This window comes from Vibrio salilacus (assembly GCF_002811245.1).
In the GTDB taxonomy this organism is placed as follows: domain Bacteria; phylum Pseudomonadota; class Gammaproteobacteria; order Enterobacterales; family Vibrionaceae; genus Vibrio; species Vibrio salilacus.
Window position 1 is genome coordinate 73,803 of record NZ_NIVQ01000012.1, and the last position, 21,008, is coordinate 94,810.

A 21,008-nucleotide genomic window follows, 5' to 3' on the forward strand; every position below is an offset into this window, starting at 1 on the left:
GTTCATTGTGGGAAAAATCGTAGCGATCGCCAATCAGAAAGGCGGAGTTGGTAAAACAACAACATGTGTCAACTTGGCCGCCTCAATGGCTGCGACCAAGCGTAAGGTCTTAGTGATAGATCTCGACCCACAAGGTAATGCAACCATGGCCAGTGGTGTGGACAAGTACCAAGTCGATGCCACCGCTTATGAATTACTGGTTGAGGATGTCTCATTCGACGATGTCGTCTGTCGCAAAACATCCGGGAACTACGATTTAATCGCGGCGAACGGCGATGTGACGGCTGCAGAAATCAAATTAATGGAAGTGTTTGCTCGCGAAGTGCGTTTAAAGCACGCGCTTGCCGCAGTTCGTGATAACTATGATTTCATCTTTATCGATTGTCCTCCCTCTCTAAATCTCCTTACAATCAACGCTATGGCCGCAGCCGATTCGGTTTTGGTGCCAATGCAGTGTGAGTACTTTGCACTCGAAGGTTTAACCGCGTTGATGGATACGATCAGTAAACTTGCGGCTGTTGTTAACGAAAATCTAAAAATCGAGGGCTTATTGCGCACTATGTATGATCCTCGCAACAGACTGTCAAACGAAGTCTCTGACCAATTGAAAAAGCACTTTGGTAACAAGGTGTATCGCACGGTTATTCCTCGTAATGTTCGATTGGCTGAAGCGCCAAGTCACGGCAAGCCAGCCATGTATTACGATAAGTACTCGGCGGGTGCCAAAGCGTATTTGGCCCTCGCAGGCGAGATGTTACGTCGCGAAGAAATCCCTGCATAAAACCATAACCAAAGGAATTCCATCTCATGTCTAAACGTGGTTTAGGTAAAGGACTTGATGCTCTGCTTTCGACAAGTTCACTTGCGCGTGAAAAACAGCAAAGTGCTATCCATAGCCAAGAACTTTCATCGGATGGCCAACTGACAGATTTAAATATTAACAGTTTGAAGCCGGGTATTTATCAGCCGCGCAAAGAGATGGAACCAGAAGCGTTGGAAGAGCTTGCCGCGTCGATTGAGTCACAGGGGATCATCCAACCTATCGTGGTTCGTCAGGTTGAGAGCGACAAATTTGAAATTATTGCGGGTGAGCGCCGTTGGCGTGCAGCACGCAAAGCAGGACTTAAACAAGTTCCCTGTGTGATCAAAAATGTGCAGGATCGCGCGGCGATAGCGATGGCATTGATCGAAAATATTCAGCGTGAAGATCTTAACGCGATCGAAGAAGCGGTTGCACTGGATCGTTTGCAAGAAGAGTTTCATCTTACTCATCAGCAAGTGGCGGATGTGATTGGTAAATCGCGCGCGGCGGTGAGTAATTTACTGCGCCTTAATCAACTTGAAGATGACGTAAAAAGTCTGGTATCGAGCAAGCAGCTCGATATGGGACACGCTCGCTCTCTGTTAGCGCTAGAAGGTCAACAACAAGTCGACATTGCCTTGCAGGTGGCAAAGAAAAACATGACGGTGCGTCAAGCTGAGCAATTAGTGAAAAAATGCTTACAGCCTGAGCTTGAAGCAAAAAGCGTATCAGAAGACACTGAGGCACAACAAATATCACAAAAATTAAGTGAAATGCTTGGGGCAAAGGTTACAATTGTGAGAGCAAACTATGGCAAGTCAAAGGTGACGATTAGTCTTGATGAACCTCACAAATTAGAGCAACTAATTGCCAAGCTAGAAAGCTAAATGAGATAATTGATTTAAGTCAATTATGCAAAAAACGTTTTTTTATTTGAAAGTTGTCGGTTTGTAAACAAAATTGTAACTTTTTGCTGCCTTTCAATTGCAATCAGTTCGACTCACCGTATAATTTTCGCCAATTTCTCAGCCTTATGTTGTAGATGAGCTGAGGATATTATTAGAGGTACGAATACATGGTAGCTGCGTTAGCTAGACCAGGACGAGAGCTTGCTAAGCGATTGTTAATGATCCAGGTTAGCGTGGCTATGTTTGTGGCTATAGTGGTGAGCATCATCATTAATGTTCATTGGGGTTATTCAGCGTTAATTGGTGGAGGCATTTTTGTCATTGCTAACACCGTATTTTCACTGCTTGCTTTTAGGTATAGTGGAGCTCGAGCAATAAAGCTTGTTACGGTTTCTTTCTATGCTGGCGAAGTATTGAAAATTCTAATAACAATAGTGCTCTTTTCTTTAGTCTACATGTATATGCAGGTGGAACTTGTTCCCCTCAAACTAACCTATTTACTGGTTCTTGGTATTAATATTTTTGCACCAGTGCTTTTCATTAACAACAAAAAATAGGATGAGTTATGGCTGCGCCAGGTGAAGCGCTAACATCGTCCGGATACATTGCCCACCACCTTTCTAACCTTTCTTTAGCGAAATTAGGGTTAGTTGCGGAAGAAGCAAGTTTCTGGAACGTACATATCGATAGCCTGTTTTTTTCTTGGTTTACTGGTTTAATTTTCTTAGGAATTTTTTACAAAGTAGCGAAGAAAGCAACAGTAGGTGTACCAGGTAAGCTTCAGTGTGCTGTAGAAATGATTGTTGAATTTGTCGCGGATAACGTCAAAGACACCTTTCATGGACGCAATCCACTGATCGCTCCTTTAGCACTGACTATCTTTTGTTGGGTATTGTTGATGAACGTGATGGACTTAGTTCCTATCGATTTCTTACCGTATCCAGCAGAACATTGGCTTGGAATCCCTTATTTAAAAGTGGTCCCGTCAGCTGATGTGAATATCACCATGGCTATGGCCCTAGGCGTATTTGCTCTGATGATCTATTACAGCATCAAAGTAAAAGGTCTAGGTGGTTTTGCGAAAGAGTTGGCTCTACATCCATTTAATCACTGGACTATGATTCCGTTTAACCTACTTATTGAAGTGGTATCGCTCCTTGCGAAGCCTCTATCACTTGGTATGCGTCTATTCGGTAATATGTTTGCAGGTGAGGTGGTGTTTATTCTTTGTGCGGCAATGCTACCATGGTATCTACAATGGATGGGTTCACTACCGTGGGCTATCTTCCATATTTTGGTTATTACGATTCAAGCTTTTGTGTTTATGATGTTGACAATTGTTTATATGTCAATGGCTCACGAAAGCAGTGATCATTAATTTTGTTTGTTCTTTTTTGAGTTTTTAGTTAATCGCTATAATTGGAGATAGTAATGGAAACTGTACTAAGCTTTTCTGCAATCGCAGTAGCAATCATCGTTGGGTTGTGTGCCGTAGGCACTGCGATAGGCTTCGCTATTCTTGGTGGTAAATTCCTTGAAGGTGCTGCTCGTCAACCAGAAATGGCTCCTATGCTACAAGTTAAAATGTTCATCATCGCAGGTCTACTTGATGCGGTTCCAATGATCGGTATCGTTATCGCACTTCTATTTACTTTCGCGAACCCGTTCGTTGGTCAACTAGGTTAATCACTTTTAACTGTGGGCAAACTTCGGTTTGTCGTTGATTAACACTTAGTCCGAATAGAAGGGGTAGCTGTTGTGAATATGAACGCAACTCTGCTAGGTCAAGCATTCTCGTTTGCACTGTTTGTGTGGTTCTGCATGAAATATGTATGGCCGCCATTGATGCAAGCAATTGAAGAACGTCAGAAAAAAATTGCTGACGGTCTACAAGCAGCAGAACGTGCTGAAAAAAACTTGAACCTGGCACAAGCCAACGCTTCTGACCAGTTGAAAGAAGCGAAGCGCACAGCAACTGAGATCATTGAGCAAGCAAATAAGCGTAAAGGTCAAATTTTAGACGAAGCCCGTGAGGAAGCTCAAATTGAGCGTAAAAAAATCCTTACTCAAGCTGAAGCTGAACTTGAAGCTGAACGCAACCGCGCGCGCGATCAGCTGCGCAAACAAGTTGCAACTCTGGCTGTAGCTGGTGCTGAGAAAATCCTTGAGCGTTCAATCGATAAAGATGCGCAAAAAGATATTCTTGACAACATTACTGCAAAACTTTAGGTCTGGGGGCGCATATGTCTGATTTGACTACTATCGCACGCCCCTATGCTAAAGCAGCCTTCGACTTTGCCGTAGACAAAGGCCAACTTGACCAATGGGGTCAAATGTTGTCTTTTGCTGCACAAGTCGCAAACAACGAACAGATTAAAGAGCTTCTAACGAGCTCTCTCTCTGCTGATAAGTTAGCAGAAATATTTGTGACAGTTTGTGGTGAACAAGTTGATGTATATGGTCAAAACCTGTTGAAGGTAATGGCCGAGAATGGTCGTCTAGCGGCCCTTCCTGATGTAAACGAACAGTTCTACGCTCTTAAACAAGAGCATGAGAAAGAGGCGGATGTTGATGTTATTTCAGCAAGCGTACTTTCTGACGAACAGTTAGCGAATATCAGTAGCAAACTTGAGCAGCGTTTTGAACGCAAAGTGAAGCTGAATTGCAGCGTAGATGAGACCTTACTTGGTGGGGTCATAATTCGAGCCGGAGACCTTATCATCGATAACTCAGCGCGTGGTCGTTTGAACCGCCTGAGCGATGTATTGCAGTCTTAATGGGGATTGGAGCATGCAACTGAATTCCACGGAAATTAGCGATCTAATCAAACAACGCATCGAGTCATTCGAAGTTGTTAGTGAAGCTCGTAACGAAGGTACTATCATCTCGGTAAGTGATGGTATCATTCGCATCCACGGCCTAGCGGACGTGATGCAAGGTGAAATGATTGAATTACCGAATGGCCGTTATGCACTAGCACTTAACCTTGAGCGTGACTCGGTTGGTGCGGTTGTAATGGGCCCATATGCTGACCTTAAGGAAGGCATGAAAGTTACAGGTACTGGTCGTATTCTTGAAGTACCAGTTGGTCCTGAAATGCTTGGTCGTGTGGTGAACACGCTAGGTGAGCCTATTGACGGTAAAGGTCCAATCGAAGCGAAACTGTCTTCGCCTGTAGAAATGATCGCACCGGGTGTAATCGACCGTAAATCGGTAGACCAGCCTGTGCAAACAGGTTACAAATCTGTTGACTCAATGATTCCTATCGGTCGTGGTCAGCGTGAGCTTGTAATCGGTGACCGTCAGACTGGTAAAACAGCGATGGCGATCGATGCGATCATCAACCAGAAAAACTCTGGTATTTACTCAATCTATGTAGCAATCGGTCAGAAAGCATCGACTATTGCCAACGTAGTTCGCAAACTGGAAGAGCATGGCGCGTTAGCAAACACTATTGTTGTTGTTGCCTCAGCTTCTGAATCTGCAGCGCTACAATATCTAGCGCCATATGCAGGTTGTGCGATGGGTGAATACTTCCGTGATCGCGGTGAAGATGCATTGATTGTTTATGATGACCTATCTAAGCAAGCTGTTGCTTACCGTCAGATTTCTCTACTACTCAAGCGTCCACCTGGTCGTGAAGCGTTCCCTGGGGATGTTTTCTACCTCCACTCTCGTCTACTAGAGCGTGCTGCTCGTGTAAGTGAAGTGTATGTAGAGCGTTTTACTAACGGTGAAGTGAAAGGTAAAACCGGTTCTTTAACTGCTCTTCCTATCATTGAAACTCAAGCTGGTGACGTTTCAGCATTCGTACCGACTAACGTAATCTCGATTACTGATGGTCAGATCTTCCTACAAACTGAGCTATTCAACGCTGGTGTACGCCCAGCTGTTGACCCTGGTATCTCAGTATCTCGTGTAGGTGGTTCAGCGCAAACGAAGATCATCAAGAAGCTATCTGGCGGTATTCGTACAGCACTAGCTCAGTACCGTGAACTTGCGGCTTTCGCACAATTCTCGTCTGATCTTGATGAAGCGACAAAGAAACAGCTAGACCATGGTCAAAAAGTAACAGAGCTAATGAAGCAGAAGCAGTACGCTCCTATGTCTGTTTTTGACCAAGCTCTAGTTATCTTTGCGGCAGAGCGCGGTTATTTGGCAGATGTGCAACTTAACAAACTGCTAGATTTCGAATCGGCTCTACTATCGTATGCTCGCGGTCAATACGCTGAATTTGCAGCTGAGATCGACAAGACGGGTGCTTACAATGATGAAGTTGAAGCGCAGCTTAAGAAGCTGACGGACGACTTCATAGCAACCCAAACTTGGTAATAGGTCGGTGGCAGTCTCTGCCACCAACTAATGGAGAGTAACGATGGCCGGCGCAAAAGAGATACGTAATAAAATCGGTAGTGTTAAAAGCACACAGAAAATTACGAAAGCGATGGAAATGGTAGCAGCTTCAAAAATGCGTCGTTCTCAAGACGCTATGGAGTCTTCTCGTCCATACGCTGAAACAATGCGTAAAGTGATCGGTCACGTAGCGAACGCTAGTTTAGAGTATCGTCATTCGTACCTAGAAGAGCGTGAAGCGAAGCGAGTTGGTTACATCATCGTTTCTACAGACCGTGGCTTGTGTGGCGGCTTGAACATTAACGTGTTCAAAAAAGCGATTACAGACATGCAGGCTTGGAAACAGAAGGGCGCTGACGTTGAATTGGCCGTTATCGGTTCAAAAGCAACAGCTTTCTTCAATAACAGTGGCGCAAAAGTCGCTGCTCAGGCTTCTGGTCTGGGTGATAGCCCAAGCCTTGAAGACCTAATCGGTTCTGTAAGCGTAATGCTGAAGAAGTACGATGAAGGTGAATTGGACCGTCTGTATGTAGTGTTCAACAAGTTTGTGAACACCATGGTTCAACAACCAACGATCGATCAATTACTACCTTTGCCTAAATCAGATAGTGAAGAGATGCAGCGTGAGCATTCATGGGACTACATCTATGAGCCTGAACCAAAACCTCTACTCGATACACTGTTAGTGCGTTATGTAGAGTCTCAGGTTTACCAAGGTGTAGTCGAGAACCTTGCTTGTGAGCAAGCGGCTCGAATGATTGCGATGAAAGCTGCAACAGATAACGCAAGCAACCTGATTGAAGACTTAGAACTTGTGTATAACAAAGCCCGTCAGGCGGCGATTACGCAAGAATTGTCAGAAATCGTTTCAGGTGCTGCAGCGGTTTAAGCTTAGGTAAAACGAAATAGTTTAGAGGATTAACGATGGCTACAGGTAAGATCGTACAGATCATTGGTGCGGTAGTCGACGTAGAGTTCCCACAGAGCGAAGTACCTAGTGTATACGACGCTCTAAACGTTACGGACTCAAAAGAGCGTCTCGTTCTTGAAGTTCAGCAACAGCTAGGCGGTGGCGTAGTTCGTTGTATCGTAATGGGTAGCTCAGATGGTTTACGTCGTGGAGTTGAAGTTGTTAACACTGGCGCTCCAATTTCGGTACCAGTAGGTACTAAGACCCTTGGTCGTATCATGAACGTACTTGGTGATGCGATTGATGAGTGTGGTGAGATCGGTGCGGAAGAGACTTACTCTATCCACCGTGAAGCACCAAGCTACGAGGAGCAATCAAGTGAGATCGCTCTTCTAGAGACGGGCGTTAAAGTAATCGACCTAGTTTGTCCATTCTCTAAGGGTGGTAAAATCGGTCTATTCGGTGGTGCAGGTGTAGGTAAGACCGTTAACATGATGGAACTTATCAACAACATCGCACTACAACACTCTGGTCTTTCTGTATTTGCAGGTGTAGGTGAGCGTACTCGTGAGGGTAACGACTTCTACTTTGAGATGCAAGAAGCAGGCGTTGTAAACGTTGAGAAGCCAGAAGAGTCTAAAGTAGCGATGGTTTACGGACAGATGAACGAGCCACCAGGCAACCGTCTACGTGTTGCACTGACTGGTCTAACAATGGCAGAGCGTTTCCGTGACGAAGGTCGTGACGTTCTACTATTTATCGATAACATCTACCGTTACACACTAGCAGGTACTGAGGTATCGGCACTGCTTGGTCGTATGCCTTCTGCGGTAGGTTACCAGCCTACACTAGCAGAAGAGATGGGTGTTCTTCAGGAGCGTATCACGTCAACCAAATCTGGCTCTATCACGTCTGTACAGGCGGTGTATGTACCAGCGGATGACTTGACTGACCCATCTCCAGCAACGACATTCGCGCACTTAGATGCAACGGTTGTACTTAACCGTAACATCGCAGCGATGGGTCTATACCCAGCGATTGACCCACTAGATTCAACATCTCGTATGCTTGATCCTTTAGTTGTTGGTCAAGAGCACTACGACATTGCTCGTGGCGTTCAGCAAACACTTCAGCGCTATAAAGAGTTGAAAGATATCATTGCGATTCTAGGTATGGACGAGCTTTCTGAAGGCGATAAGCAAATCGTATCTCGTGCACGTAAGATTGAGCGTTTCCTAACTCAACCTTATCACGTAGCGGAAGTATTTACTGGTGACCCAGGTGTCTACGTATCTCTAAAAGAGACTCTACGCGGCTTCAAAGGTCTACTAGCCGGTGATTACGACGATATTCCAGAGCAAGCGTTTATGTACTGTGGTTCTATCGACGATGCTCTTGAGAATGCGAAGAAGCTATAAGGCTAACTAGGAGGCGATATGGCAGCAATAACCTTTCACCTAGACGTTGTCAGTGCTGAGAAGAAGATCTTTTCTGGCTTAGTTGAGACGTTTCAGGTGACCGGTAGCGAAGGTGAGCTTGGTATTTTCCATGGGCACACACCGCTGCTGACCGCTATCAAGCCTGGTATGGTGCGTATTGTTAAGCAGCACGGCCACGAAGAAATCATTTATGTTTCTGGTGGTATGATAGAAGTTCAACCTGGTACAGCGACTGTACTGGCTGATACCGCTATCCGTGGTGAAGAACTAGACGCAGCAAAGGCGGAAGAAGCCAAACGCAAGGCTGTGGAGAATATCCAAAATCAGCATGGCGACATGGACTTCGCACAAGCGGCCGGTGAACTGGCTAAAGCCATTGCTCAGCTACGAGTTATCGAGCTGACAAAACGACGCCGTTAATCAATAGCGTTGTTTACAAGTGTCAAAGGCGGTCGAAAGACCGCCTTTTTGCTTATTTTTTAATGAAAATTTATCCCGATCAATTAACTAATCTCAGATTAGTGTCTAGAATACCCCTCAATAAAAAACAACGTCTAGTCTAATAGGTTATTTATGAAATTTAGCGCGGTGATTCTCGCAGCGGGTAAGGGCACTCGCATGTACTCGAATAAACCCAAAGTACTGCATACCCTTGCGGGTCGTCCTATGGTTAAGCATGTGATTGATACCTGTAGTGGGTTAGGCGCGCAAAATATTCATTTAGTTTACGGCCATGGTGGCGATCAGATGCAAGCAGAACTTGCGAGTGAGTCCGTGAATTGGGTACTGCAAGCTGAGCAACTCGGTACCGGCCACGCGGTTGATCAAGCTTCTGCAGAGTTTGAAGACGATGAAAAAATCTTAGTTCTGTACGGTGATGTGCCGCTGATCTCTGAGGAGACGATTGAGAGCCTGCTTGATGCTCAGCCTAATGGGGGAATAGCCTTGCTGACAGTAGTACTGGATAATCCAATGGGTTATGGCCGTATTGTGCGAAAAAATGGGCCTGTCGTCGCGATCGTTGAACAAAAAGATGCCACTGATGAGCAGAAATTAATCAAAGAGATCAACACGGGTGTGATGGTTGCTACGGGCGGTGATCTTAAGCGTTGGTTATCAGGATTAAATAATAATAACGCTCAGGGTGAGTACTACTTAACTGACGTGATTGCAGCTGCGCATGATGAAGGCCGTGCAGTAGAGGCGGTTCATCCTGTCAACCCGATAGAAGTCGAAGGGGTGAATGATCGCGCTCAGTTGGCTCGTCTCGAACGCGCTTTCCAATCGATTCAAGCGAAAAAACTCCTCGAACAAGGGGTTATGCTGCGTGATCCAGCCCGTTTTGATTTGCGCGGTGAGCTACAGTGCGGTATGGATTGTGAAATCGACGCCAATGTCATTATCGAAGGTCACGTGACCATTGGTGATAACGTGGTGATTGGCACTGGCTGTGTGCTGAAAGATTGTGAAATTGATGATAACACTATCGTGCGTCCATACAGCGTCATTGAAGGTGCCACGGTTGGTGAGGATTGTACGGTTGGTCCATTCACTCGTCTGCGTCCTGGCGCTGAAATGCGTAACGACTCTCACGTGGGTAACTTTGTTGAAGTGAAAAACGCCCGTATTGGTCAAGGCTCTAAAGCGAATCATCTTACTTATTTGGGCGATGCTGAAATTGGTCAACGGACCAATATTGGTGCAGGTGTTATCACATGCAATTACGATGGCGCGAACAAGTTTAAGACGATTATTGGTGATGATGTCTTTGTTGGTTCTGACAGTCAGTTGGTTGCGCCAGTGACAATTGCCGACGGTGCCACAATTGGTGCAGGTACCACATTAACTAAAGATGTCGCTCAAGGTGAGTTAGTCATCACACGGGCTAAAGAGCGCAAAATTACAGGTTGGCAGCGCCCGGTAAAGCAAAAGTAATCTCGCCAGCTAAGCAATGAAAAAGCCGCTCATTCCGAGCGGCTTTGTTGTTTTTGGTCGATTAATGACTCGGAATAGCAATGCGTGCTTCTAACCAGCGCACTGCTTGAGACACGACCAAAATCAACACTAAATACTCAAAAACAAGAAAAGTATAAATCTCTAGGGGTAAGTACTCATTAACAACAAGTTCATTGGCGCGACGAGTTAAGTCACTCAGCCCGATGACACTGACTAGTGAACTCATTTTCAGAATATAGACAAATTGATTCCCCAGTGGAGGCAGGATTTGTCGGAACGCTTGCGGCATGATCACTAAACGCATTTTTTGCCAATAGTTAAGCCCTAAAGACTCTGCTGCTTCATGCTGACCGCGGGTGATCGCTTGGATGCCACCGCGAAACACCTCGGCCATAAAGGCACTCTCGGCAATCGTTAATGCGATCACACCGGCCCAGAAATGATTTAATGACAGATCGAATAAGGTCGGCATTCCATAGTAAACCCACAATAACAGTACTAAGACTGGCACTGATCGTATTGACTCGACATAGAGGCGATTAATGAAACGCACTCCGGCGTGCTTAGAGAGTGCGGGAAAAGCCACCAGCAGCCCTAACAGCATGGCAAACAGCATACTAAGCAGGGAAACCTGGATCGTATCGCTAAAACCTGCGAGCAAAAACAGCAAGTTAGTTTGACCTTGCTCGGTGCTAGGGTCGAGGACATACCAACCCCATTGGTAATCTGTACAACCTGTTAATGATAAAATTGACACAAATATTAGATAACGAGACGTCACATTAAACCTTGTATTGACTAAAAAAATACCTTTGTTGCTGCTATGTTATCAATGAAGTGGCATAAACATAACAACTTTAGGGAATATAAAATGTACAAGTTCATCTTAGCGCTCGGATTGTGCTTGCTCTCCGTCGGTCAAGCCGTTGCTGACACCAGTCGTTTACAAGGTATTCTTGAAAGAGGCGTATTAAGAGTAGGGACCACGGGGGACTGGAACCCAATGACCATTAAAGACCCTGCAACCAATCGTTATCGTGGTTTTGATATTGATGTCACCACCGAATTAGCAAAAGATTTGGGCGTTGAAGTCGAGTACGTGGCGACGGACTGGAAGACGTTAGTCAACGGGATCACGGCGAATAAATATGACATTACTGGTAGTGCTTCGTTAAATATGTCGCGTGCTAAAGTTGCGGGTTACAGCCAGCCGTATTTCTACCTTGCCTTTGTTCCCGTAGTGCAGAAAAAGGACTTAGCAAAGTATTCAGATTGGAGTGACTTTGATCAGGCGGATGTGAAGGTCGCTGCAACGCTTGGTACGGTACAAGAGAAAATGGTTAAAGCTTTCTTCCCGTCAGCGCAGCATGTTGTGATTGAAGCGCCAGCGCGTGATTTTCAAGAGCTATTAGCCAGACGTGCGGATGTCTCTGTGACCTCTAACGTTGAGGCCGCAACGCTGGTGGAGAAGTTTAATCAACTGGCGATTGTACCAGTTAAAGCACCACGCAAACCAACGCCGATCGCGATGTTACTACCACAAGATGACCAAGTATGGATTAACTACCTTAACCACTGGCTCGAGCTAAAGAAAACACAAGGCTTCTTCGATGAAACCGCGAAAAAGTGGGGGCTAAAAAGTTTGTAGTCACTTACTTACGCACTAAAAAACGAGCCGCATCACGCGGCTCGTTTTATATCGGTTACTCTTCGCTGACTACGCGAGCGTTATCAGGTTTGGTGAAGTGCTGGGACAGATGTTTGTTTGAGATAACATAGCCGATCCATAGACCTGCCATGCAGATCATAATCGTAATACCTGTCACTAGTTGAGCTTGGCTGGCCATGGCGGCAACTAAGGCACTAGCAAGGCTGCTGACTGATATCTGCAGGCTGTTTTGTAAGCCAGCGGCCGTTGCAGGGCTTTGTTTAGCACTGGCTAGAGCTCGATTAACCACGATTGGGTACAATGCTCCGTTAGCCACTGCAATCAAACAAAATGGTGCTAAGATCGGCCAGATAGAAGTTAACTGCCATTGAGAAGCAATAAAGATAAGCAATGATGCGACACTAAACAGCGCAATCAATTGACGCAGCACCTTTTCATCGCCAAATTTTCTTACCGCGACTTTGCCCAAGTAACCGCCAGCCATAAAGGCGATGGTTTGTGGGATAAAACTTAAGCCAATATCTTTCGCTTCATAGCCCAGTTGCGCCATGATCTCTGGCATGCCAGTTAAGTAAGCGAAAAAAGCCGCCGATGCGGTAGCAAACATCATCACGCTACCAAGGTACGCTTTTGAACCAATCAGCGCTTTGATATCAGCTGCCATACTGGTTGGTTTGTTCTCCGCTGGATCATTATTTTGGCCGATCGTTGCAGCGACAAGCAAGACACCCATTAAGGTCAGCGCGATAAAAATGCTGTTCCAACCAAAGCTGTCTGCCAGTATGACCCCTAGTTGAGGAGCCAAAGCGGGTGAAAGTGCAACTAGCGGCATAATGGAGGCAAAAATCTGTTGGCTTTGACCCGAATATCGCTTGATGACCATTGCTTGCCAGATTACTGCAGGTGCGCATACACCGATGGCTTGAATAAAGCGTAAAGTTAACAGTTGCCAAACTTGATCGGCAAATGCCAACCCAAACGAGGCGACGGTAAATAGAACCAAGCCCGCCGCGAGTGTGTTGCGGTGACCGAATTTGTCCGATGCCACTCCCCACATCAACTGGCCAAGCGCCATGCCAACTAAAAAGATGGTTAACGACAGCGCGATCTGTTCAGGTCCGGTGGCAAAGTCGAGTTCCATTGCTTTGAATGCAGGTAAGTACATATCGGTGGCAATAAAGCCAAGCATGGACAGAGCCGCGAGATAGATGAGTTGTAGTTTTGATATTTTCATATTCAATCAAATTATTTAATTAATTTCTAGTTGATGTTAGTTGGCGCCAACCCTGATTTATTTACCTTGCTATTCTATTTTTAGATTTTAATAAAATAAAACGATAAAATAGTTGGTTATCAATCAAATTTTTTGAAGGGTTAAGGTATGTATTCCAAGTCATCGTTAGAAATGCTGGATACGGTTGCACGCCTTGGTAGTTTTACCGCGGCCGCTCAAGTCCTGAACAAAGTTCCCTCAGCGATTAGCTACGGTGTGCGACAAGTTGAAAAAGAATTGGATGTGGTTCTGTTTTATCGTCTTCCGCGTAAAGTGAAATTGACCGCCGCAGGCGAACTGTTTATTACTGAAGCGCGTACGCTACTCAGGCAAATGGAAGAGATTAAGGCGCAAACACGACGCGCGGCACACGGTTGGCAATCAACACTGAAGCTGACGCTAGATAATGTCGTGAAACTCAACAAACTTAAGCCTTTGGTTGAAGACTTTTACCGAGAGTTTGAGTTTGCTGAGCTACAGATCAATATGGAAGTATTTAATGGCTCTTGGGAAGCGATAGCCCAAGAGCGGGCTGATATTGTTATTGGAGCAACAGCGGCGGTGCCAGTTGGCGGTGATTTCGAAGTCCGTGATATGGGATCGTTAGATTGGGCATTTGTCATGTCGCCAAGCCACCCTTGCGTTAAGCAGCAAAACTTGAACCAAGATCTTGTGAGTCAGTTTCCAGCAATCTGTCTCGATGATACCTCGAGCGTATTACCCAAGAGGCATACAGGCCATTACCCGCAGCAGCGTCGACTACTGCTACCTAACTGGTACAGTGCGATTGAGTGTTTAAAGAATGGTATTGGTGTTGGGTATATGCCTCGTCATATTGCGATGCCATTGATTCACGATGGGGTCTTGGTAGAAAAAACCTTGCCAGATGAAAAACCGCTCAGTCAGTGTTGTTTGGTGTGGCGTAAAGACGATAATCACCGTTTGATTGAGTGGATGGTCAATTATCTAGGCAGCAGCCAGCAGCTTCATCAAGATTGGCTTCAAGCGTACTAAAGAAAAAACGCCAGCAAAAAGCTGGCGTTGATGCTTAGAGGGTTGATGTTAAGGACGTTCAAATACCGTGGCGATACCTTGCCCTAAACCAATACACATGGTTGCCAAACCGTACTTGGCATCTTTGTCTTCCATGAGGTTAATCAATGTGGTTGATATGCGTGAACCTGAACAACCTAGAGGATGACCGAGTGCGATAGCGCCGCCGTTAAGGTTGACCTTCTCGTCCATGACATCCAATAGACCGAGGTCCTTGGCACATGGTAGTGATTGAGCGGCGAACGCTTCGTTAAGCTCAACCACATCCATATCTTCAATTGATAGGCCTGCACGTTTCAGTGCTTTTTGCGTAGCAGGAACAGGTCCATAGCCCATGATCGAAGGATCGCAGCCAGCAATAGCCATACCTTTGATACGTGCGCGAATCTTCAGACCAAGTTCGTTGGCTTTATCTTCACTCATGATCAACATCGCTGATGCGCCATCAGATAACGCTGATGAAGTGCCCGCCGTTACGGTACCATTGGCTGGATCAAACACAGGGCGAAGTTGAGATAAGCCTTCTACAGTAGTTTCTGGACGAATGACTTCATCATGATCGAGCATAAATAACGTTCCGTCAGCGGCATGACCTTCCGTGGGTAGAATTTCGTTTTTAAAGCGACCTTCTACCGTAGCGGCTTGTGCACGTGCATGAGAGCGTGCAGCAAACTGATCTTGTTGCTCGCGGCTAATACCATGCATTTTACCAAGCATCTCTGCCGTGAGTCCCATCATACCAGCCGCTTTGGCGACGTTTTTTGACATACCTGGGTGGAAGTCTACCCCATGGTTCATAGGAACATGACCCATGTGCTCTACGCCCCCAATCAGGCAGATTTCTGCATCACCAGTCATTATCGCTCGGGTACCGTCGTGCAGTGCTTGCATCGAAGAACCACACAATCGATTGACCGTGACCGCACCAATCTCAATCGGTAGTCCCGCCAATAGCGCTGCGTTACGCGCAACGTTAAAGCCTTGCTCTAGTGTTTGTTGAACACAGCCCCAATAAATGTCTTCAATTTCACTTGGATTAACCTCAGGGTTACGTGCCAAGATACCTTTCATGAGGTGCGCAGAGAGATCTTCAGCACGAGTATGGCGGAAGGCACCACCTTTAGAGCGACCCATTGGGGTACGTAGACAATCTACAATGACAACATTTCTTGTAATAGACATTTGCGAATCTCTCCTTAGATTGAACCTTGCTGTTGAGTGCCGTAGAAGGTTTCACCTTTAGCTGCCATATCAAGCAGTAATTGAGGGGCTTGGTACATAGCACCTAACGATTGGTATTTTTTGGTTATTTCGACAAATTCTGCAATACCAATGCTATCTAGATAACGGAATACACCGCCGCGGAATGGAGGGAAGCCCAAACCGTAAACGAGCGCCATGTCGGCTTCTTGCGGCGAGGCAATGATCTTCTCTTGCAAACACAGCACTACTTCATTGATCATTGGCACCATCATGCGTTCAATAATCGTCTGTTCGTCAAACGCTTGAGCGGTGTGGCACACTTCCGCCAATAGTGGGAGGATGTCATCACTGAAGGTTTTCTTCGGTTTACCACGCTTATCAACGCTGTAGGTATAAAATCCGCAGCCGTTTTTCTGGCCATATTTGTTGGCTGCAAATAGAGCGTCAATAGCGTCGCGGCCATCTTTGCCCATGCGCTCAGGGAAACCTTGAGCCATCACTTCTTGAGCATGATGTGCAGTATCAATTCCGACGACATCGAGTAAATACGCAGGGCCCATTGGCCAACCAAACTTTCGCTCCATCACTTTATCAATTTGAGTGAAGTCTGCGCCGTCACGTAACAACTGGCTAAAGCCACCAAAGTAAGGGAAAAGCACGCGGTTAACGAAAAATCCTGGACAGTCATTGACTACGATAGGTGATTTACCCATCTTCGCAGCGTATGCAACCACACGGTTGATGGTTTCATCTGAGGTGTGCTCACCACGGATAATTTCTACCAATGGCATCCGATGTACGGGGTTGAAGAAGTGCATACCACAGAAGTTCTCTGGGCGTTTCATCGACTTGGCCAACAAGTTAATTGGAATAGTCGATGTATTTGAGGTGATCACAGTATCATCACCCACATATTGCTCTACTTCACTGAGAACTGCGGCTTTCACTTTCGGGTTTTCCACCACCGCTTCTACGATTACATCCGAGTTTTCAATGCCAGCATAATGCAAGCTAGGGGTAATAGAGGCAAGAATGCCCGCCATTTTAAAGCCATCAATACGACCGCGTGACAGACGCTTATTGAGCAATTTGGATGCCTCTGTCATGCCTAGGTCTAGTGACGCTTGAGCAATGTCTTTCATCAACACTGGCACGCCCTTAAGCGCCGATTGATAAGCAATACCGCCACCCATAATACCAGCCCCAAGAACCGCTGCACGTTGAGTCTCTTTGTTGGCGGCTTTGGCGGCGTTTTTAGCAATACCTTTAATGTATTGGTCATTAAGGAATAGTCCCACCAACGCCTGAGCTTCTTGTGATTTCGCTAGTTTGATGAAATTGTTGCGTTCGATGTCGAGTGCTTCATCACGAGCGTAGCGAGCACCTTGTTCAATCGTCACAACAGCTGTCATCGGTGCAGGGTAGTGAGGTCCCGCTTTTTGTGCGACTAAACCTTTTGCCATCGTAAAGCTCATCATTGATTCGAGCTTACTTAGCGCAAGTGCCGAGGTTTTTTGCTGGCGACGTGCTTTCCAGTCAAGCTTTTCATTGATTGCTTGTTCAAGAGTGGTTAGTGCTGATTGATGCAATGTCTCTGCATCGACAATGGCATCAAGCAGACCAAGTTTCAGTGCCTCGTCAGCTCGACAAGCTTTGCCTTGAGTGATGATTTCCATCGCGCTGTCAGCCCCAAGCACGCGCGGTAAGCGAACACAGCCTCCAAATCCTGGCATAATGCCGAGTTTAGTTTCTGGTAGGCCAATGCTGGTGGTTTTGTCACCTATGCGCATGTCGGTAGCGAGTACACACTCACATCCGCCGCCTAAGGTATGCCCTTTAAGTACAGAGATGGTCGGTACTGGTAAATCTTCGAGTTTGTTAAAGATGCTGTTGGCAAAACGTAGCCATTGATCGAGCTCTTGTTCTGGCTTCGCAAATAGGCTTAGAAACTCAGTAATGTCAGCGCCAACGATAAACGTGTCTTTATCGGACGTTAGCATTAGCCCTTTTAGCGAGCTATGCGCTTTGAGTGCGTCAAGCGCTTTATCCAATGACTCAAGAGTCGCGAGATCAAGTTTGTTAACAGAAGCGGGAGCGCAAAAGCTAAGTTCTGCGATTCCGTGTTGTAATTCCTTTACCTGTAGGGTTTCGGCTTGGTAAATCATTGTCTATCTCCATGACATACAATCTTGGATTGTGTGTATAGCATCTTGGCTCAACATCAAGGTGAAGAGGCATGAGGCACTATAAAGGAAAGTGGTTATATTTATATTCTGGTTAGACCAGTGGTTTTAGTTTGGACTTGCCGTTAGTGAAATTCAATACATTTTTTAAACAAGTGTTTAACATTGTGCGCTTGGGCAGATCTTAGGCGACGTTCAAATCTCACTCATGCTACACTGCCTTCATCAATCGAAACCTATCAAGACCATGAATGACCAGCCTTACTTAATACCCGCCCAAGCCACTCAATTTGAAGAAGAAATAAAGAAAAGTGTCTTTATTACTTATTTAGCGCACACGCCTAGTGTGACCGCGGCGAAGGCGTTTGTTCAACAAGTTAAAGCGCGTCATTCTGATGCTCGGCATAATTGCTGGGGCTTTGTTGCTGGTCGACCTGAAGATACAATGCGTTGGGGATTTAGTGACGATGGTGAGCCCTCCGGAACGGCCGGTAAGCCGATACTGGCCCAACTAGCAGGCAGTGGCGTTGGGGAAATTAGTGCAGTGGTAACTCGTTACTCGGGGGGGATAAAGCTTGGAACTGGTGGGTTAGTCAAAGCGTATGGGGGTGGTGTACAACAAGCCCTTAAGTCGCTTCAAACTATTGAGAAAAAAATAACCACAAAGTTACGACTAGAGTTAGACTATGGTTTTGTGCCAATCGTAAAGTCTTTACTGGATCAATTTTCTGCTCATGAGGTTGGAGTCGATTACACCGAATTGGTCACAATGGTGGTAGAGATCGAATTGCGCCAAGTCAGTGATTTTACCCAGGCCATAGTCAACAGAAGCGGTGCCAAGGTAATAGTTACCACATTGGATAAATCATAAGATAACTAGGAAGTCGGAAGCCACGCTTCACAAATAAGTCTATTCATGCAATTTCGATCAATTATTCGCATCGTCGGGCTCTTACTCGCCCTTTTTAGTGTTTCTATGCTCGCGCCTGCGTTAGTGGCGTTGATCTATCGAGACGGCGCTGGTGTGCCTTTCGTGACCACTTTCTTTGTCTTGCTGTTTTGTGGCACGGTTTGTTGGTTCCCCAATCGTCATCATAAGAATGAATTAAAAGCACGTGATGGTTTTCTGATCGTGGTTCTTTTCTGGACGGTTATCGGTAGCGCAGGTTCATTGCCATTCTTGATTGTAGATAATCCGAATGTGTCGGTGACCGATGCGTTTTTCGAATCATTTTCTGCTTTGACGACCACTGGGGCGACGGTGATTGTTGGTCTAGATGATTTACCTAAAGCGATTTTGTTTTATCGACAGTTTTTACAGTGGTTTGGCGGTATGGGCATTATCGTCTTAGCCGTTGCAATACTACCAGTACTCGGTATTGGTGGAATGCAGCTTTATCGGGCTGAAATTCCTGGTCCGGTTAAAGATTCGAAAATGACGCCACGAATTGCCGAAACCGCTAAAGCACTATGGTATATCTATCTTAGCTTGACCATTGCATGTGCTGTCGCCTTTTGGCTAGCAGGTATGACCCCGTTTGATGCCATAGGCCATAGCTTTTCGACTATAGCGATTGGAGGGTTCTCGACCCATGATGCCAGTATGGGATACTTTGACAGTTACGCGATTAATTTGATCACGGTTGTGTTTCTACTTATATCTGCGTGTAACTACTCCCTTCACTTTGCAGCATTTGCATCGGGTGGAGTTCACCCTAAATATTACTGGAAAGATCCAGAGTTTCGCGCCTTCTTCTTTATTCAGGGCTTACTGTTTGTCGTCTGCCTGTTAATTTTGCTTAATCACCATTCCTACGATTCGTTTTATGATACGTTTGATCAAGCATTGTTCCAAACGGTATCGATCTCTACCACGGCAGGCTTTACGACGACGGGGTTTTCCGAGTGGCCGCTATTTTTACCTGTGCTACTACTGTTCTCTTCTTTTATCGGTGGGTGCGCCGGCTCTACGGGTGGCGGCATGAAGGTAATTCGCATTTTGCTTCTTACCTTACAAGGGGTGCGAGAGCTGAAACGTTTAGTCCACCCGCGCGCCGTCTATACCATCAAGGTCGGTGGCAGCGCGCTTTCACAACGGGTAGTAGACGCGGTGTGGGGATTTTTCTCAGCCTATGCTTTAGTGTTTGTGGTTTGTATGCTTGGTTTAATTGCCACAGATATGGATGAGCTGAGCGCGTTTTCTGCTGTGGCGGCAACGTTAAATAATTTAGGACCGGGACTTGGCGAAGTGGCATTACATTTTGGTGATGTGAATGATAAAGCCAAATGGGTACTGATAATTTCTATGTTGTTTGGTCGATTAGAAATATTCACAATACTGATACTACTCACGCCGACGTTTTGGCGTAGCTAACTCTCACTAAGGAGATAATGTGGCAAAAGCTCTGTTCCTTTATTCGACCCGAGAAGGTCAAACGAAAAAGATTTTCCACTATATTAGTGAGCAGATGAAAGGATTCGACTGCGAGATGATTGACCTGCACTCAGTAGAGAGTGTCGACTTCAGTCAGTATGATAGTGTTTTGATTGGCGCGTCGATTCGTTATGGTCACCTCAATAAAAAGCTCTATCAATTTATTGAGCGTAATTTGTCTCAATTACAAACAGCCAAATCAGCATTCTTCTGTGTCAATCTTACTGCTCGTAAAGAAGACCAAGCGAAAGATACTCCAGAAGGCAGTGCTTATATTAAGACGTTTTTGAGTAAGTCACCTTGGCAGCCTAAGTTGATAGGTGTCTTTGCTGGGGCACTTTATTATCCACGTTATGGTTGGTTTGATAAAACCATGATTAAATTCATCATGAGTATGACGGGTGGCGAGACAGATACGAGTAAAGAAGTTGAGTATACTAACTGGGAAAAAGTAACTTTATTTGCCAATAAATTTCAAAATCTATAAAGAAAGGGTCGGTTTATAGGCCTTTTAGAGTAAATTTTAATCGAACAATAAAAAAGTTTAAAAAAACGCTAAAAAGGGGTTGCCAACATAACTGCAATCTCTATAATGCACCCTCGCTGACACGGGAACGCTTCGAAATAAATAAGTTTCCAATTAGCAGGTCATCTAGCCAAGTAGAAATGCTTGAAAAAGTTTGAAAATAGTGGTTGACACTAAACTTTAACTCGCTAAAATGGCCATCCGTTTCGAGCAAGGCTCAAACGAACGCTCTTTAACAATATAAACCTATCAATCTGTGTGGGCACTCGTTGATGACAATCCAATAAGTTATTGCTTAG

General features: G+C 45.6%; 21 protein-coding genes. 17 read left to right on the plus strand and 4 right to left on the minus strand.

Annotated features, from left to right (window positions below; genetic code table 11):
- Positions 1 to 7 precede the first annotated feature (7 nt).
- From CDZ87_RS10290 to glmU, 12 genes are all read left to right on the plus strand, one after another.
- Complete coding sequence (locus CDZ87_RS10290; RefSeq protein WP_100753464.1) at positions 8 to 781, plus strand: ParA family protein; 774 nt, start codon at positions 8 to 10, stop codon at positions 779 to 781.
- A 26-nt stretch (positions 782 to 807) separates the two neighbouring features.
- On the plus strand, positions 808 to 1,689 hold the full coding sequence (locus CDZ87_RS10295) for a ParB/RepB/Spo0J family partition protein (RefSeq protein ID WP_100753465.1): 882 nt from the start codon (positions 808 to 810) through the stop codon (positions 1,687 to 1,689).
- Positions 1,690 to 1,877: 188 nt separating this feature from the next.
- On the plus strand, positions 1,878 to 2,267 hold the full coding sequence (locus CDZ87_RS10300; RefSeq protein WP_094500771.1) for a F0F1 ATP synthase subunit I: 390 nt from the start codon (positions 1,878 to 1,880) through the stop codon (positions 2,265 to 2,267).
- Positions 2,268 to 2,275: 8 nt separating this feature from the next.
- Positions 2,276 to 3,088 (plus strand): F0F1 ATP synthase subunit A, encoded by an 813-nt coding sequence (atpB, locus tag CDZ87_RS10305; protein WP_100753466.1) that lies wholly within the window; start codon positions 2,276 to 2,278, stop codon positions 3,086 to 3,088.
- A gap of 53 nt (positions 3,089 to 3,141) precedes the next feature.
- Positions 3,142 to 3,396 (plus strand): F0F1 ATP synthase subunit C, encoded by a 255-nt coding sequence (atpE, locus tag CDZ87_RS10310; RefSeq protein WP_010319963.1) that lies wholly within the window; start codon positions 3,142 to 3,144, stop codon positions 3,394 to 3,396.
- Positions 3,397 to 3,468: 72 nt separating this feature from the next.
- Positions 3,469 to 3,939 (plus strand): F0F1 ATP synthase subunit B, encoded by a 471-nt coding sequence (gene atpF / locus CDZ87_RS10315; protein ID WP_100753467.1) that lies wholly within the window; start codon positions 3,469 to 3,471, stop codon positions 3,937 to 3,939.
- 14 nt (positions 3,940 to 3,953) lie between these two features.
- Positions 3,954 to 4,487, plus strand: coding sequence for a F0F1 ATP synthase subunit delta (gene atpH / locus CDZ87_RS10320; protein ID WP_100753468.1), 534 nt, complete (start codon positions 3,954 to 3,956; stop codon positions 4,485 to 4,487).
- Between the two features lie 13 nt (positions 4,488 to 4,500).
- A complete protein-coding gene (atpA, locus tag CDZ87_RS10325; protein ID WP_100753469.1) occupies positions 4,501 to 6,042 on the plus strand; it encodes a F0F1 ATP synthase subunit alpha in 1,542 nt (513 codons plus the stop codon).
- A gap of 43 nt (positions 6,043 to 6,085) precedes the next feature.
- A complete protein-coding gene (gene atpG, locus CDZ87_RS10330) occupies positions 6,086 to 6,952 on the plus strand; it encodes a F0F1 ATP synthase subunit gamma (RefSeq protein ID WP_100753470.1) in 867 nt (288 codons plus the stop codon).
- A 35-nt stretch (positions 6,953 to 6,987) separates the two neighbouring features.
- Positions 6,988 to 8,391: a F0F1 ATP synthase subunit beta gene (gene atpD / locus CDZ87_RS10335; RefSeq protein ID WP_038175774.1), complete on the plus strand. Its 1,404-nt coding sequence runs from the start codon at positions 6,988 to 6,990 to the stop codon at positions 8,389 to 8,391.
- An 18-nt stretch (positions 8,392 to 8,409) separates the two neighbouring features.
- A complete protein-coding gene (locus CDZ87_RS10340; RefSeq protein ID WP_100753471.1) occupies positions 8,410 to 8,832 on the plus strand; it encodes a F0F1 ATP synthase subunit epsilon in 423 nt (140 codons plus the stop codon).
- A 153-nt stretch (positions 8,833 to 8,985) separates the two neighbouring features.
- On the plus strand, positions 8,986 to 10,347 hold the full coding sequence (glmU, locus tag CDZ87_RS10345; protein WP_100753472.1) for a bifunctional UDP-N-acetylglucosamine diphosphorylase/glucosamine-1-phosphate N-acetyltransferase GlmU: 1,362 nt from the start codon (positions 8,986 to 8,988) through the stop codon (positions 10,345 to 10,347).
- A 61-nt stretch (positions 10,348 to 10,408) separates the two neighbouring features.
- Here the strand turns inward: glmU and CDZ87_RS10350 are convergent, their stop codons facing one another.
- The gene (locus CDZ87_RS10350) at positions 10,409 to 11,149 is read right to left on the minus strand and encodes an amino acid ABC transporter permease (protein WP_100753473.1); all 741 of its coding nucleotides are present in this window, start codon (positions 11,147 to 11,149) and stop codon (positions 10,409 to 10,411) included.
- 90 nt (positions 11,150 to 11,239) lie between these two features.
- Here CDZ87_RS10350 and CDZ87_RS10355 point away from each other — a divergent pair, with 90 nt between their 5' ends.
- A complete protein-coding gene (locus tag CDZ87_RS10355) occupies positions 11,240 to 12,016 on the plus strand; it encodes a transporter substrate-binding domain-containing protein (RefSeq protein WP_100753474.1) in 777 nt (258 codons plus the stop codon).
- Positions 12,017 to 12,071: 55 nt separating this feature from the next.
- Here CDZ87_RS10355 and punC read toward each other — a convergent pair whose 3' ends face one another.
- Entirely contained in the window at positions 12,072 to 13,271 is a 1,200-nt protein-coding gene (punC, locus tag CDZ87_RS10360; RefSeq protein ID WP_100753475.1) for a purine nucleoside transporter PunC, read from the minus strand.
- 147 nt (positions 13,272 to 13,418) lie between these two features.
- On the opposite strand from punC, the gene punR reads away from it, so the two are divergent.
- Positions 13,419 to 14,324 carry a DNA-binding transcriptional activator PunR gene (gene punR, locus CDZ87_RS10365; RefSeq protein ID WP_100753476.1) on the plus strand — a complete coding sequence of 302 codons (906 nt, stop codon included), beginning with the start codon at positions 13,419 to 13,421 and terminating at the stop codon, positions 14,322 to 14,324.
- A gap of 48 nt (positions 14,325 to 14,372) precedes the next feature.
- Here punR and fadA read toward each other — a convergent pair whose 3' ends face one another.
- Positions 14,373 to 15,545 (minus strand): acetyl-CoA C-acyltransferase FadA, encoded by a 1,173-nt coding sequence (gene fadA / locus CDZ87_RS10370; RefSeq protein WP_100753477.1) that lies wholly within the window; start codon positions 15,543 to 15,545, stop codon positions 14,373 to 14,375.
- A 14-nt stretch (positions 15,546 to 15,559) separates the two neighbouring features.
- Positions 15,560 to 17,731: a fatty acid oxidation complex subunit alpha FadB gene (gene fadB, locus CDZ87_RS10375; RefSeq protein ID WP_100753478.1), complete on the minus strand. Its 2,172-nt coding sequence runs from the start codon at positions 17,729 to 17,731 to the stop codon at positions 15,560 to 15,562.
- A gap of 265 nt (positions 17,732 to 17,996) precedes the next feature.
- On the opposite strand from fadB, the gene CDZ87_RS10380 reads away from it, so the two are divergent.
- The 3 genes from CDZ87_RS10380 to hemG are packed head-to-tail and all read left to right on the plus strand — an operon-like array spanning position 17,997 to position 20,670.
- Positions 17,997 to 18,620 (plus strand): YigZ family protein, encoded by a 624-nt coding sequence (locus tag CDZ87_RS10380; RefSeq protein WP_100753483.1) that lies wholly within the window; start codon positions 17,997 to 17,999, stop codon positions 18,618 to 18,620.
- 45 nt (positions 18,621 to 18,665) lie between these two features.
- Positions 18,666 to 20,123: a TrkH family potassium uptake protein gene (locus CDZ87_RS10385; RefSeq protein ID WP_100753479.1), complete on the plus strand. Its 1,458-nt coding sequence runs from the start codon at positions 18,666 to 18,668 to the stop codon at positions 20,121 to 20,123.
- 19 nt (positions 20,124 to 20,142) lie between these two features.
- Positions 20,143 to 20,670, plus strand: coding sequence for a menaquinone-dependent protoporphyrinogen IX dehydrogenase (gene hemG / locus CDZ87_RS10390; protein ID WP_100753480.1), 528 nt, complete (start codon positions 20,143 to 20,145; stop codon positions 20,668 to 20,670).
- The last annotated feature ends 338 nt before the right edge of the window (positions 20,671 to 21,008 follow it).